This is a genomic window from Bacillus sp. A260 (assembly GCF_009861435.1).
GTDB classification, from domain to species: domain Bacteria; phylum Bacillota; class Bacilli; order Bacillales; family Bacillaceae_G; genus Bacillus_A; species Bacillus_A cereus.
Genome location: NZ_CP046398.1, coordinates 1352231 through 1364886, shown reverse-complemented (window position 1 = coordinate 1364886; position 12656 = coordinate 1352231). Strand labels below are relative to the sequence as shown.

Sequence of the window (12656 nt, the reverse complement as noted above, 5' to 3'; positions counted from 1 at the left end):
ATATCATAAGCCTGTTTTATAATATACTACTATTATTTTGTTAACTCTTTCGTTAACGATACATCATTCTTTTCTTTCATTTCACGCTCAAGTTTTGCAATTTTCATATCAAACGTGTCACGCTCATGCTCTTCATTCATACGAGTTTCTAAGTCACGAATATGATCTTCAATCTCTTCAAATCGTAAGAACGGATTATTTTCATCCATTTTATGCATCGCAGTATTCATACGACGATTTGCATGTGCCATATTTTCACGTGCCATTAGTTCCATGCGCTTTGCGTGCATTTCTTTTAATTTATTTTTCATTTCAGAAAGACGACGCTCTAACTCATCAATTTGCTCTACAACACCTGCATACATTTCTTCTAATCGAGTTACTTGCCCTTCATAATAAGCTACCTCTTCTAACGCACGTTCGTGCAATTGTAATTCGTCTGCTTCTTGAGCAATGATAGCTTGCTTTGATCTTTTATTAACGAAATAACGTGCTTGCTCAAGCTCACGAGCAAAATTAGATTTTAATGTTTTATGACGCTCAATTAACTTCTCAATTTTTGTTATTTCACGCTCACTATCACGTAAATATTGGTTTAACATCGCAATTGGATTTTTTCTTTCCTTCTCATCTAACACGTTATGAAAATCAGCTAAAATTGCATCGCGTACACGTCCGAATAAAGATTGTTTCATTATAAATCTTCCTCTCTTCTACTTTATTTATAATTTGATTTATTGTTTTAATTTTTCATTAATTTGTTCCACTCATCTTCAAAGTTACTATATGGTTTAGAACTTTCTGGAGCAGATTCAACAACTACATCTTTTTCTTTTTTCCACTCACGGTATCCGTAGTATAAAACCACTAAAGCAGCGATACCGATTAATGCTGGCGAATGAGAAAGTGCAATGGATAAACCGATTAAACCCACAATACCCCAAGCTAACTTTCCAAAAAATGATTTAGCTCGCACAAATGATTTATAGCTCCAATATACAACTCCTGCTCCGATTGCGAATCCTACAATACCAGCAAGACTACCAAGAGCAATTAAAGCCAAAATACCGGCTGCGATAAACGCTAGAAATTGTTTCATCTTGTGCTTGCCTCCCTTCGATTTGATACTCTTATCTTAACTATTTTTTCATCTTTCCATAACGAGCTTAAGAACCGTTTTTAACTCAGACTTAAGACCGAGTCATATTCAGCCCTTTACGCAAAAAAACGTGCAGAGTCTATTCTCTGCACGTTTTTTAATTACTAACATTCATATTAAATTAAGCTGTTTTATGATACTCTTTTTTCTCAGCTACTTTCGAAAACCTTGGAAACCCAATTAAAATAGAAACAATACCACATACTCCAACTAAGATTGGATAAAATGCATATGGCAACAATTCAACCGGAGATAACGCTGCAAATCCTGCTGCCGTTAACATTTGGGCACCGTACGGAATTAATCCTTGCACACAACATGAGAAAAGATCTAATACACTCGCTGATTTACGAGGGTCTATTTCATATTGATCTGCAATATTTTTTGCAAGCGGGCCTGTAAAGATAATTGAAATCGTATTATTCGCTGTACACATATTCGTCATACTCACTAAACCAGCAATACCAAATTCCGCTCCTTTTTTCGAACGAATATTACGTGTTAATACATTCATTAAATATTGAATACCACCATTATATTGGATTAATTCAACCATACCGCCAATTAATATAGCAAGTAATACTAACTCCATCATACCGCCCATTCCAGTCGTTACACTTTTAAAGAAACTTTCTAACGTGTAACTTCCATCTATAAGGCCGATAACACCAGATAGTACAGTTCCACCAGTTAATACAATAAGTACATTCCAGCCAAGTAGCGCTGTAATAAGTACTCCTGCGTACGGTAAAATCTTTATCCAATCAAAGCTATGTGCTTTAATCTGCGTGTCACTTCCTGAAGTAACTATTACTAATAGTACAATTGTAATAATAGCCGCTGGTAACACAATTAAAAAGTTCGTTTTAAACTTATCTTTCATTTCTGTTCCTTGTGAACGAACAGCTGCGATTGTTGTATCTGAAATAAATGATAAATTATCACCAAACATCGCTCCGCCAACAACAGTAGCCATTGCAAGCGCAATTGAGATATCAGTTTGACCACTAATACCTACAGCAATCGGCGCTAATGCTGCAATTGTTCCCATTGAAGTTCCCATCGCTAATGAAATAAATGCACCAATAACAAAGATTCCAGCTACGATAAATCCTGGCGGTAAAATAGTTAACGCTAAATTAACAGTTGAGTCTACTCCGCCCATTCCTTTAGCAGTTTCAGAAAACGCACCTGCAAGCACAAAAATTAATACCATAATCATAATATCCGGATTTCCTGCACCTTTAGCGAACCGCTCTACTTTCACATTAAAACTTTCTTTACGATTCATCACTAAAGCGACCCCTACAGCAATTGAAATCGCTACAAGTATCGGCAATTTATAGAAATCACCTGTAATAATTCCAGAACCAATAAATAGCGCCAAAAATATCCCAAGTGGTAATAAAGCTAAACCATTTCCTCTCGTTTCTTTCAAAGTACCATCTCTCCCTAGTTTCAACCTTTTTCTAATAAATAACAAAAGACCTCTTCCGATGAGAAGAGGTCTTATACATCTATAAGAAACACTCTTCTCATCTTTCAAGCACACGCTTGCTGGATTTGGCACAGCACTCTGAAATCGAGTCCGCTGCCGAGGCATCGTAGGGCCAGTCCCTCCGCCTCTCTTTATAAGAAGGTTTCATATTTATTTTTTAATAATAATTTCTTCCCTAACTTTACTCGCTTACAAAACAAAAGTCAATTATTTTTTGTATAGATTTTTTTGGTAATTATACAAAAATTTGAATACAACAATCATTTTAACTTTTCGATTTCTTCTTCCAATATTGAAATCCAATAAAATTCACTATTTTTTATTGTTGCTAATATCCATTTCGTAGTGTGCCAAGCTAGCTCATACTCTTCCTTCGTGACATCACCACTTTTATAAGCATCCTCTAGCTCCTCTTCATCTAATACATACACCTTACCGCTAGATAATAATACTACATCTAAATATAAATCATCAAAATACGGTAAACCACGATCGTCTATTTTATATTCTTTCGCCACATCGATATAATATTGCACTAATTTTTTCTGATCATCTAACATAGCGGTAATCGCAAAGTTTTTCCCGTCTATGAAATATTGAATCCACGTATACTGATCTGCTGCAATACAAAGTTCTTCACCATCATATTCTTTACAACTAGGCTCTCTCACCTTTTTTATATCCAGTATTCCGAGCATTCCCTCTTCCACTTGCTTAACCGTATAACTCTTTTCTATTAGTCTCTTCCACGAAGAACCGTCACCATATTTTCGTTTCATTATGTCTGCTCCTCTTCTATATACAGAAAAGCTCCCACATATTATGTGAGAGCTTGTTCATATTATAATTAAGCCGCTTGACCCTTTTCAGAAATCTCTTTTAAATAAGCTTGTCCTTTTTCAGCGTCATATTGACCTTCCCACTTAGACATAACTACAGCTGCTAAAGAGTTTCCTACAACGTTAACTGCTGTACGAGCCATATCTAAAATACGGTCAATACCAGCAATGAACGCTAAGCCTTCAGGTGGAATACCTACTGTACCAAGTGTCGCTAATAATACAACGAATGATACGCCCGGTACACCTGCGATCCCTTTTGATGTAACCATTAATACAAGCAACAATGTAATTTGTTGTGTAATAGATAAATCAATACCGTACATTTGCGCTAAGAAAATAGCCGCAATTGCTTGATATAAAGTTGATCCATCTAAGTTAAATGAGTAACCTGTCGGAATAACGAAAGATGTAATTGCTTTCGGACAACCGAATTTCTCCATTTTCTCCATGATTTTTGGTAAAACTGTTTCTGAGCTTGCTGTAGAATACGCTAAGATCAGCTCGTCTTTTAAAATCTTAAAGAATTGGAAAATGTTAATTCCAAATATTTTCGCTGTAAGTCCTAAGACAACTACGACGAAGAAAATCATTGCTCCATATACGACAATTAGTAATTTCCCTAATGGAATTAATGAAGCAAGACCAAATGTAGAAACTGTAACACCAATTAGTGCAAATACACCAAATGGTGCAAATTTCATAACTTGGTTTGTTACGTAAAACATTGCGTCAGCCACACCTTGGAAAAATTGAAGAACTGGTCTTCCTCTTTCACCAATTGCTGCTACACCTAAACCAAATAGTACAGAGAAGAAGATAATAGCTAGCATATCTCCGTCAGCTAACGACTTCATAATGTTCGTTGGAACAATATTTACAAATGTATCTGCAAATGAATGACTTTGTACTTGCTCTGTCGTATGTGTATATTTCGAAATATCTGTCTTTGTTAACTGCTCCATATTTACGCCTTTTCCTGGTTGGAAAATATTCGCTATTAATAGACCGACAATAATTGCAATTGTTGTAATGATTTCAAAGTAAATAATTGTTTTTCCGCCTAGTCGACCTAATTTTTTAACATCGCCAACACCAGCAACCCCAACAACAATACTTGCTACAACAATTGGCACAACGATCATTTTAATTAATCGGATGAAAATATCACCAATTGGTTGTAAATAACTCACCACTGCTGGATTGCCAAAGAAAATCGCCCCAACCGCAATACCAAGCGCAAGTCCTATTAATATTTGCCATGCTAGTCCTATTCTTTTCATATTTGTTGTAACCCCCTCTTCGATGTGTCACTCTATCTCTCATTCTATCTCTATAAAACTAAGAAATTAAGAGTATTACATATTATTCGACAATTCACTACATTTTGTCCCTGTTAAAAATCATAAATCAAAAATTTAAATCTGACAACAAAATAACTTTGCCCGAACGCAAATAATTTTCTTGACAAAAAGTAGACCCATGTCAGAAAACCTCACATGAGAACGATTCCTCACTAGTGTTTTATTAGCTTTCCAAGTAATATTTCACCTCATAAAAACGAGTACTTTCCTCCTTCATTTTACAGGAAAATTCCAAAATATACCTTTTTTTTACACATATGAATAAAATGTAAGCACTATGACAATTACAGTTGAAAAATGATAAATTCCGACAAAACTTAGCAATTTTATAAAATTTTCTTTACATTATGATTACAACGATAGACACCCTTCTTCTTATGATATATAACATTCATAGGGAAAGGAGTCAGACAACAATGAAAAAGAAATTTGCAGCGTTTAGTGTTTTAGCAGCAGGAACGATTTTTGCTTCCCCGTTACTTTCACCCGTATACGCTGAAACGAATCAAGATAAATTATCTAACATTCAATCTGAATTAGAAGGCAAACAAAGTGACTTACAAAATAAATCAGTCGAGAAAGAACAAATAGAAAAAGAAATTCAAGAATTACAGAAGAAAATCGATGAATTAACTACTTCCATTAATAAAAATGAGACTGAATTAAACGATACAAAAAAAGAAATTAGCAAAACACAACAAGTAATTACTGACAAAAAGAAACATATAGAACAATTACAAACAAACATAGATACACGTCAGGAAGTTATTAAACAACGATTACAATCTATGCAAGAAAAACCGCGTACAAATATCATTACAGAAGTATTAACAAACTCTACAAACATTGCTGATCTTGTTGATAATATGTACTCCGTAAGTTTAATATTAAACAACGATACAGATATTGTAAAAAAACAAACATCTGATCAAAATGCTGTAACGACAGAAAAAGAGGCTGTTGAGAAAAAAGAACAACAACTGAAAGACTCTGAACAAAAACTAGAACAAAAACAACAAGAATTACAAAATAACCAACAGCAGCAACAAACTCTTATTAACGATCTACATACGAAAGTAGCAAAAGTAGATTCAGAGATTGAAGGATTAGAAGAATCCAAGGGCATTTTAGAAAATCAACGTCAAGCTGTTCAAAAAGCAATTGAAGAAGAAAAACGGGCGGAAGAAGCTCGTAAAGCGGAAGAAGCCCGCCAGGCAGAAGAGGCTCGCAAACAACAAGCTACTAAATCTGCTCAAGCGGCCCCAACACCACATGATACAAATATCGGTGGTTTTATCAAACCAGCAGCTGGATCAAAAACTTCCGGATTTGGTGTACGTTCTTTAGATAACCATAAAGGAATTGACATCGCTGCTTCGGGAACGGTTCCAATTATCGCTGCTGCAGATGGCGTTGTTATTCGCTCAGAATTATCATCTAGTTACGGAAACGTAGTGTATTTATCTCACCGTATAAACGGAAAAACATATACGACAGTATATGCTCATATGAATAGTCGTTCTGTATCGAATGGACAAACTGTAAAACAAGGCGATCAGCTTGGATTTATGGGGAATACGGGCCAATCATACGGACAACATTTACACTTCGAACTTCATCTTGGAGAATGGAATGTCGGCAAGACAAACGCAGTTGACCCATCTCCTTATATCGGATTATAAAAAACCTCGGTGCCTACCGAGGTTTTTCATTTACACTTCACACACTATAGGCATTCTACATAGACTATAACTAAATGCCTATAGTTTACGAGGTGATCCATATGAATACGCAATTACAACAAAAAATAGAAGAAGCTAGAGAAACGTATATTGGCCGGATATTTACATTTGGCGGCTCAGTTTTATTTTTAATCGGTTCATTCCTCGCAGTCACCACAGCCTATAAAGCGTATAATCGTCTATTACATTCATCAACATAAAAAAAGACGGGAGATCCCCGCCTTTTTTTATGCAAACATTTTAAATACACCTATCGCATTTAAAAATACAATTATTACAGTTACCGGAATAACATAACGAAGTAAGAAGAACCAAATGTTAAATAACGTTTTCCCTTTCGTTTCCGTCACTTCTAATTCTTTCATCAACAACTCTTTACTCATTTTATTTGGTACAAATAATGAAATAGCTAGTACTCCTAACGGCAGCAATACGTTACTTACCGAAAAGTCGACTAAATCAAAGAATGTTTTCCCAAATATTTTCACGTCACTCATAATCCCAAATGATAACGCTGATGGAATACCGACTGCAAAAATAAGAATACCAATTAATAATGATGCTGACGGACGCTTCTTCTCATTACCTTTCGCAACAGATGCTACTACAATTTCAAGCATTGAAATTGCTGATGTTAAAGTCGCAAAGAAGAATAAAATTAAAAACATAATAAAGAAAAATTGACCAAATGGTATTTTTGCAAATACTGCTGGAAGGACGATAAACAGTAATCCCGGTCCTTCAGTCGGTTTAACTCCTAATGCGAAAATCGCTGGGAAAATTGCTAATCCTGCAAGTACTGTAACAAAAACAGTTAAACTTACAATAGATGTTGCCGATTTCGCTAAATGTTCCTCTTTCTTTAAATACGAACTATACGTTACCATTACCGAGGCACCTACAGTTAGCGAGAAGAAAGATTGTCCCATCGCATATAAAATTGTATCTGCTGTAAGCTTTGAAAAATCTGGTTTTAAGAAGAACTCTACTCCAGCAAAAGCACCATCGAGTGTTAACGCACGAACAATAATCGCAATAAATAAAATAAATAATAGCGGCATCATGTACTTACTTGCCTTTTCTATACCTTTCTCTACACCTTTACTTACAACAAAAATCGTACAAAGCATAAAGATAAATTGTGCTCCAATCGCACTTAATGGATTTGAAATCGTTTCACCGAACAATTGTCCATAATCAGCTGCACCATTCCAGAAACTTCCTGTCACACTATAATATAAATAAAGTAAAATCCATCCACCTACAACACTATAAAAAGATAGTACACTAAAACAAGTAACAACTCCCATACGACCAATCCAAGGATATAATTTGCTATTTGGCACTAGTACTTTATAAGCTGTAACCGCCTCTTTTTGCGTGCTACGTCCAATAACAAACTCCGCTATTAGAAGAGGCATACCTATAAATAAAGTTAATAGTAAAAATACAAGGAAGAATGCGCCTCCCCCGCCATTACCTGCAACATATGGAAATTTCCATATCGCACCAAGACCTACTGCGGCTCCGGCTGCTGCGAGTACAAAGCCTATTTTCGACGTCCATTGCTGTGTTTCTTTCATCATAACTTCTCCTTTTCTGAATATTTAAACTTTTGTTAATTATACACTTTCATTTCATACTCGCACACCTCCTTTAGAAAATAAAAAAGTCCCCTACACGCAAATATGCATGTAGAGGACGATATATGTAATATAAATACCGTGGTACCACCTCAATTGGATTGATAAATCCCACTTGTTCAAGTACAGGAATAATTCCGATACTCTATCCTTTTAACGGCGGAACCCGGGTTGCCTACTACAATGTTCAACATACCTCTCGCAAGCCCATTCTGTATATTTTATCGTACCGGGCTCCCACCTAACCCCAGCTCTCTGAACGCATCAAATATACGTACTCTTCTTGCTCATCGATTTCATCTATTGAAGTTACTTGTGATTATAAATTATATTTTTATATTTGTAAAGCGCACTTTATCTTTTATTATTTTAAAAACTTTTCCTCTAACTCACGTAAAAAACTTTCTCTTTTCCCCTCATTTTGCACATATACTGATTTCAACACTTCTTGGAGCAATATATTTCGTTCCCTCTTTTCTAACTGTAAATCTTTTAACTTCAACCTTACTTCATATAAAAAATCTAAATACGATTCATATGTCTCATCATATCTATTTGCAATATCATCTCGAATTTTTTTTGCGAGCTTCGGGCTCGCTCCCCCAGTAGAAACTGCTATATTAAGTAAACCACGATGAATCGCTGCCGGAAAATGAACATTACCACTTTCCGGATTTGTAATAACATTTACTAATTGATTCTCAGCGGCATCTTCAGCAACTTGTTCATTTAATATTGAATCACTACTCGCTGCAACAACTAAAAAAGCACTTTTAATATCACTTTTTTCATATTCTCTTTGATACCAACGAATTTTCTTTTCTTCCACAAGTTTTACTAAATTCGCATCTAATTCTGGACTTATCACAACTATATCCGCACCCTGTTTGAGTAAAGGAATAATTTTAAATCCTGCAACTTTTCCCCCGCCAATAACAACAACGCGTTTCTCATTAACTCGCACTGTAAGTGGATACATACTGATCTCCTTTCAATAACTCCGTCGTTTTCTGAATTAACATATCTTGAAACGCTTCATTCTTCCCTAAATATGGACTAATTTTTATCTCTTCCACTTCATATTGGCGCACTTCTTTCTCAATATGTTTCATAAGTAAACCTGTAAATAACAAGTAAGGCAGTACAACGATGTTCTTTTCTTTTCGTTCTACAACTTCCTTTAACTTCTCCTCAAATTTTGGCTCTGCAGCCGCTAAATAACAAACTTCTACTTTTTTAACCTTCTCTTTTGTTTGAAATAAAGAAGCAATCCAGTTTATATCTCTTAATACTTCAGGATCACTGCTCCCTCTTGCAACAAGAAGTAACGTCACTTCATTTTTATCTTCCTGTTCGATGCCACTTCCGCTATACACCGATTTAACAAGTGTTTCTGATACACCAAACGGATTACCATAGGTAACTTTAACATCCGAAAATTGATTGGTTAACTTTTCCAATTCAAAAGGGATATCTTTTTTTACATGACCTGCCGCTAATAAAAAAACAGGGATAGCAATAATCTCAGTGGCCCCACGCTTCACACATGTACGAAAACCATCTTCAATAGAAGGATTCGCTAACTCTAAAAAACAAACTTCTTGAATAGTCGCTTCTATACGGCTCATGCACGATGTAATAAATTGAATCGCCTCTTCTTTCGCTGTCTTCAAACGACTTCCATGACATATATATAAGACGGCTTTCATTTTACAACACTCCACTTACTTGATAAGCATTTTCTGTCTGCTTCTCAAACCAATGAATTTTTTCTCTAAAACGGACAACCTCTCCAATTACAATCATACTCGGATTTTGAATTTGCTCTTTTTTCGCAACATCTACAATTGTCCCTAACGTTCCAACAACTGTGCGTTGCATAGACGTCGTCCCCTGCTCAATAATAGCAGCTGGCGTACTTTTATCTTTTCCATGCTTCATAAGTTGCTCACATATGTAGGGCAAATTACTAACCCCCATATATACCGCTAAAGTCTCTACACCTTTCGCTAAACTTTCCCATTTCACTTCTTCTTCAGCACCTTCTTTCCTATGCCCAGTCACAATAGCAAAACTTGCACTTGCATCACGGTGCGTCACTGGAATGCCCGCATAAGCAGGAGCAGCTATTCCAGCTGAAATACCAGGAATGATTTCAAATGGTACACCTTGCTTTGCTAATGCTTCAGCTTCTTCTCCCCCTCTACCAAACACAAATGGATCGCCGCCCTTGAGCCTCGTTACAACTTTTCCTTTTTTCGCATACTTAATAAGAAACGTGTTAATTGTCTCTTGCTTCATCGTGTGATAATTCGGGAGTTTTCCACAATAAATTAAATCCGCGTCAGGCTTTGCGTATGAAAGCAGCTCTTTATTCACAAGTCGGTCGTATAAAATAACATCTGCCTTCTCAATACATTTCAACCCTTTAACAGTAATTAAATCTGGATCGCCAGGACCCGCTCCAACAATATAAACCTTCCCCATCATCTCTCCTCATTTCTACTATTAAAATGAAACTTCCATTCGTATATAAGAATGGAAGTTTTTATTTTTTCGTATTACTGATCTCTACTCATGGATAACAAATGCCCCACCTTTTCGAATCTTCTTTTTTTCAAACAAAGAAATCTCTTTTACCTCTGGCAACGGTAAAAAATGCTTTTCAAGCTCAATCTCCGCAAGCTTAAATGCCTGTTCTTCACTTTGAGCAACAACAACAATCGGAACAATACTATTTACTAACACAGCTTCAAATCGATATAAATCCATATCGTCCCTCCTAAGACGCTATTACTTCTTCTAGCACGTTATTTAACGCTATTTGTAATGTATCTACACCAACACGACCTACAAAATCATAAAATGTTTCGGCTGGTAATTTATTCTCTTTGAAATAACTTATAAATGATGCGAGTACATCAGGTAGATCCTCGCCATCTATTTTTCCTTTTAACTTTTGATTGTAGGCACCGCCATCTAACAATGTTCCACCTACGTATATTTCAAACGCTTCAACAATACCTTTTTCCTTCGTTTTCATTTTCACCCCTTGTAGCCCAATGTCAGCAATTTGACGTTGACCACATGAATTTGGGCAGCCTACCATATGAATTCGAACTGGAACATCGAGTGCAATTTGTGTATCTAAGTATTCTGCAATTTTTCGTAATCTTTCTTTCGTTTCTACTAGTGCAAGATTACAATATTCAATACCGGTACATGAAACCGCATGACCAATAAATGATTTCGGGCTAGCAGATATCGCTTCAAACAGCGGTTCACTAAGTAATCCTTTTACATTTTCCGGAGGAACGTTCGGAATAATGAAGTTTTGCGAGTTACATGTACGAATTTGTCCATTTCCATATTGCTTTGCGATTCTTGCAATCTCAAACATTTCTTCTGCATGTAAACGACCTACCGGTACATTAAAACCTACATATTTTAATCCCTTTTGTTTTTGGTCTTGAACACCATAAAAATAGCCTGCATTCCATCCTTTGAGTGCACTTTCCCCTTTACTTTGTAAAGGCCCTGTATACTCTATTAGTTTCTCTTTAAATTTCTCTGCTCCCCAGTCCGCAACAAGAAATTTCAACCGAGCTAAATGACGTTTTTCACGATATCCAAAATCACGGAATATAGTAGCAATCGCAATCGCCACCGCCTTCACTTCTTCTGGTAAAACGAATACATCTAATTCATCAGCTAAATACGGTCGAGCTGATAATCCTCCACCTACTTTTATATGAAAACCAACTTTTTTCTCACCATCTATTTCTTTCGTTGCAGGCGTAAATGCAACACAGTTAATTTCTGCGTTTGCTGAATTATAAATATTAGAACTAATAGACATTTTAAATTTACGTGGCAAGTTAGAAAACTCTTCATTATGTTGGAAGTAATCATATACTTCTTTTACAATATGCGTTGTATCGAATAGTTCATTTGCATCAATGCCAGCAAGCGGATTACCTGTAATATTCCGCGTTATATCACCACAAGCCCCCGCTGAAGATAACCCCACTCTTGCTAATCTTTTAAAAATATCTGGAATTTGCTGAATTTCTAACCAGTGAAACTGAATCGCCTGTCTCGTCGTAATATCTATTACATTACGTCCATAATCTTCAGCGATAGAAGCAAGTACTTCTGCCTGTGCATTTGTAATAATCCCTGACGGAATATTTACCCGCATCATAAAATAACCAGCTTCTTTCGGTCTTTGTAAATACAAGCCTGCCCATTTAAAGGCATCCCACTCTTCTTTCGGAATAGATTCGAAACCATTTTCCGCATAGTAAGGAATATCATTAAAAATTTCTAAGCCATCTTTTTCTAATTTATTTTTCTCGGTCTGATTTAATTTTTCATTGTTAGCCCATACTTTTTCATAACTCATTGTTTA

Annotated in this window: 13 protein-coding genes, 1 riboswitch and 1 other annotated feature; of the genes, 2 read left to right on the top strand and 11 right to left on the bottom strand. The window is 35.9% G+C overall.

What is annotated here, in order from left to right:
• Positions 1 to 32 precede the first annotated feature (32 nt).
• The 5 genes from GD442_RS07000 to gltP form a co-directional block, all read right to left on the bottom strand.
• Positions 33 to 695 carry a PspA/IM30 family protein gene (locus GD442_RS07000; protein WP_000814124.1) on the bottom strand — a complete coding sequence of 221 codons (663 nt, stop codon included), beginning with the start codon at positions 693 to 695 and terminating at the stop codon, positions 33 to 35.
• A gap of 47 nt (positions 696 to 742) precedes the next feature.
• On the bottom strand, positions 743 to 1099 hold the full coding sequence (locus tag GD442_RS06995) for a lmo0954 family membrane protein (RefSeq protein WP_000808640.1): 357 nt from the start codon (positions 1097 to 1099) through the stop codon (positions 743 to 745).
• 181 nt (positions 1100 to 1280) lie between these two features.
• The gene (locus GD442_RS06990) at positions 1281 to 2597 is read right to left on the bottom strand and encodes a Na+/H+ antiporter NhaC family protein (protein ID WP_000665496.1); all 1317 of its coding nucleotides are present in this window, start codon (positions 2595 to 2597) and stop codon (positions 1281 to 1283) included.
• A 94-nt stretch (positions 2598 to 2691) separates the two neighbouring features.
• Positions 2692 to 2797: riboswitch (SAM riboswitch) on the bottom strand.
• Between the two features lie 120 nt (positions 2798 to 2917).
• Positions 2918 to 3436, bottom strand: a complete 519-nt coding sequence (locus tag GD442_RS06985) for a ribonuclease FAU-1 family protein (RefSeq protein WP_000824664.1) — start codon at positions 3434 to 3436, stop codon at positions 2918 to 2920.
• Positions 3437 to 3504: 68 nt separating this feature from the next.
• Entirely contained in the window at positions 3505 to 4779 is a 1275-nt protein-coding gene (gene gltP, locus GD442_RS06980; protein WP_000821134.1) for a glutamate/aspartate:proton symporter GltP, read from the bottom strand.
• Positions 4780 to 5276: 497 nt separating this feature from the next.
• Here gltP and GD442_RS06975 point away from each other — a divergent pair, with 497 nt between their 5' ends.
• Together GD442_RS06975 and GD442_RS27685 are read left to right on the top strand one after the other, a co-directional pair.
• Positions 5277 to 6542 (top strand): murein hydrolase activator EnvC family protein, encoded by a 1266-nt coding sequence (locus GD442_RS06975; protein ID WP_000726086.1) that lies wholly within the window; start codon positions 5277 to 5279, stop codon positions 6540 to 6542.
• Positions 6543 to 6643: 101 nt separating this feature from the next.
• The gene (locus GD442_RS27685) at positions 6644 to 6802 is read left to right on the top strand and encodes a hypothetical protein (RefSeq protein WP_001096001.1); all 159 of its coding nucleotides are present in this window, start codon (positions 6644 to 6646) and stop codon (positions 6800 to 6802) included.
• A gap of 27 nt (positions 6803 to 6829) precedes the next feature.
• On the opposite strand, the gene GD442_RS06970 is transcribed toward GD442_RS27685, so the two are convergent.
• From GD442_RS06970 to GD442_RS06945, 6 genes are all read right to left on the bottom strand, one after another.
• The gene (locus GD442_RS06970; RefSeq protein WP_000665430.1) at positions 6830 to 8185 is read right to left on the bottom strand and encodes a sodium-dependent transporter; all 1356 of its coding nucleotides are present in this window, start codon (positions 8183 to 8185) and stop codon (positions 6830 to 6832) included.
• Between the two features lie 111 nt (positions 8186 to 8296).
• Positions 8297 to 8545, bottom strand: a binding site (T-box leader).
• A 64-nt stretch (positions 8546 to 8609) separates the two neighbouring features.
• A complete protein-coding gene (locus GD442_RS06965) occupies positions 8610 to 9224 on the bottom strand; it encodes an NAD(P)-binding protein (RefSeq protein WP_000283357.1) in 615 nt (204 codons plus the stop codon).
• Positions 9199 to 9954 (bottom strand): sirohydrochlorin chelatase, encoded by a 756-nt coding sequence (locus tag GD442_RS06960; protein ID WP_000648887.1) that lies wholly within the window; start codon positions 9952 to 9954, stop codon positions 9199 to 9201. Before GD442_RS06960 ends, GD442_RS06965 begins: the two co-directional genes overlap by 26 nt.
• Position 9955: 1 nt before the next feature.
• Positions 9956 to 10732, bottom strand: a complete 777-nt coding sequence (gene cobA, locus GD442_RS06955; RefSeq protein ID WP_000521262.1) for a uroporphyrinogen-III C-methyltransferase — start codon at positions 10730 to 10732, stop codon at positions 9956 to 9958.
• A gap of 84 nt (positions 10733 to 10816) precedes the next feature.
• Positions 10817 to 11017 carry a DUF3906 family protein gene (locus tag GD442_RS06950; protein ID WP_000366914.1) on the bottom strand — a complete coding sequence of 67 codons (201 nt, stop codon included), beginning with the start codon at positions 11015 to 11017 and terminating at the stop codon, positions 10817 to 10819.
• A gap of 10 nt (positions 11018 to 11027) precedes the next feature.
• Positions 11028 to 12650: a nitrite/sulfite reductase gene (locus GD442_RS06945; protein ID WP_000119621.1), complete on the bottom strand. Its 1623-nt coding sequence runs from the start codon at positions 12648 to 12650 to the stop codon at positions 11028 to 11030.
• Positions 12651 to 12656 lie beyond the last annotated feature (6 nt).

What these genes read in the sequence shown, in the direction of transcription:
- GD442_RS07000 (WP_000814124.1), bottom strand. Translation starts at nt 695, where the DNA reads ATGAAACAATCTTTATTCGGACGTGTACGCGATGCAATTTTAGCTGAT.
- GD442_RS06995 (WP_000808640.1), bottom strand. Translation starts at nt 1,099, where the DNA reads ATGAAACAATTTCTAGCGTTTATCGCAGCCGGTATTTTGGCTTTAATT.
- GD442_RS06985 (WP_000824664.1), bottom strand. Translation starts at nt 3,436, where the DNA reads ATGAAACGAAAATATGGTGACGGTTCTTCGTGGAAGAGACTAATAGAA.
- gltP (WP_000821134.1), bottom strand. Translation starts at nt 4,779, where the DNA reads ATGAAAAGAATAGGACTAGCATGGCAAATATTAATAGGACTTGCGCTT.
- GD442_RS06975 (WP_000726086.1), top strand. Translation starts at nt 5,277, where the DNA reads ATGAAAAAGAAATTTGCAGCGTTTAGTGTTTTAGCAGCAGGAACGATT.
- GD442_RS27685 (WP_001096001.1), top strand. Translation starts at nt 6,644, where the DNA reads ATGAATACGCAATTACAACAAAAAATAGAAGAAGCTAGAGAAACGTAT.
- GD442_RS06970 (WP_000665430.1), bottom strand. Translation starts at nt 8,185, where the DNA reads ATGAAAGAAACACAGCAATGGACGTCGAAAATAGGCTTTGTACTCGCA.
- GD442_RS06965 (WP_000283357.1), bottom strand. Translation starts at nt 9,224, where the DNA reads ATGTATCCACTTACAGTGCGAGTTAATGAGAAACGCGTTGTTGTTATT.
- GD442_RS06960 (WP_000648887.1), bottom strand. Translation starts at nt 9,954, where the DNA reads ATGAAAGCCGTCTTATATATATGTCATGGAAGTCGTTTGAAGACAGCG.
- cobA (WP_000521262.1), bottom strand. Translation starts at nt 10,732, where the DNA reads ATGGGGAAGGTTTATATTGTTGGAGCGGGTCCTGGCGATCCAGATTTA.
- GD442_RS06950 (WP_000366914.1), bottom strand. Translation starts at nt 11,017, where the DNA reads ATGGATTTATATCGATTTGAAGCTGTGTTAGTAAATAGTATTGTTCCG.
- GD442_RS06945 (WP_000119621.1), bottom strand. Translation starts at nt 12,650, where the DNA reads ATGAGTTATGAAAAAGTATGGGCTAACAATGAAAAATTAAATCAGACC.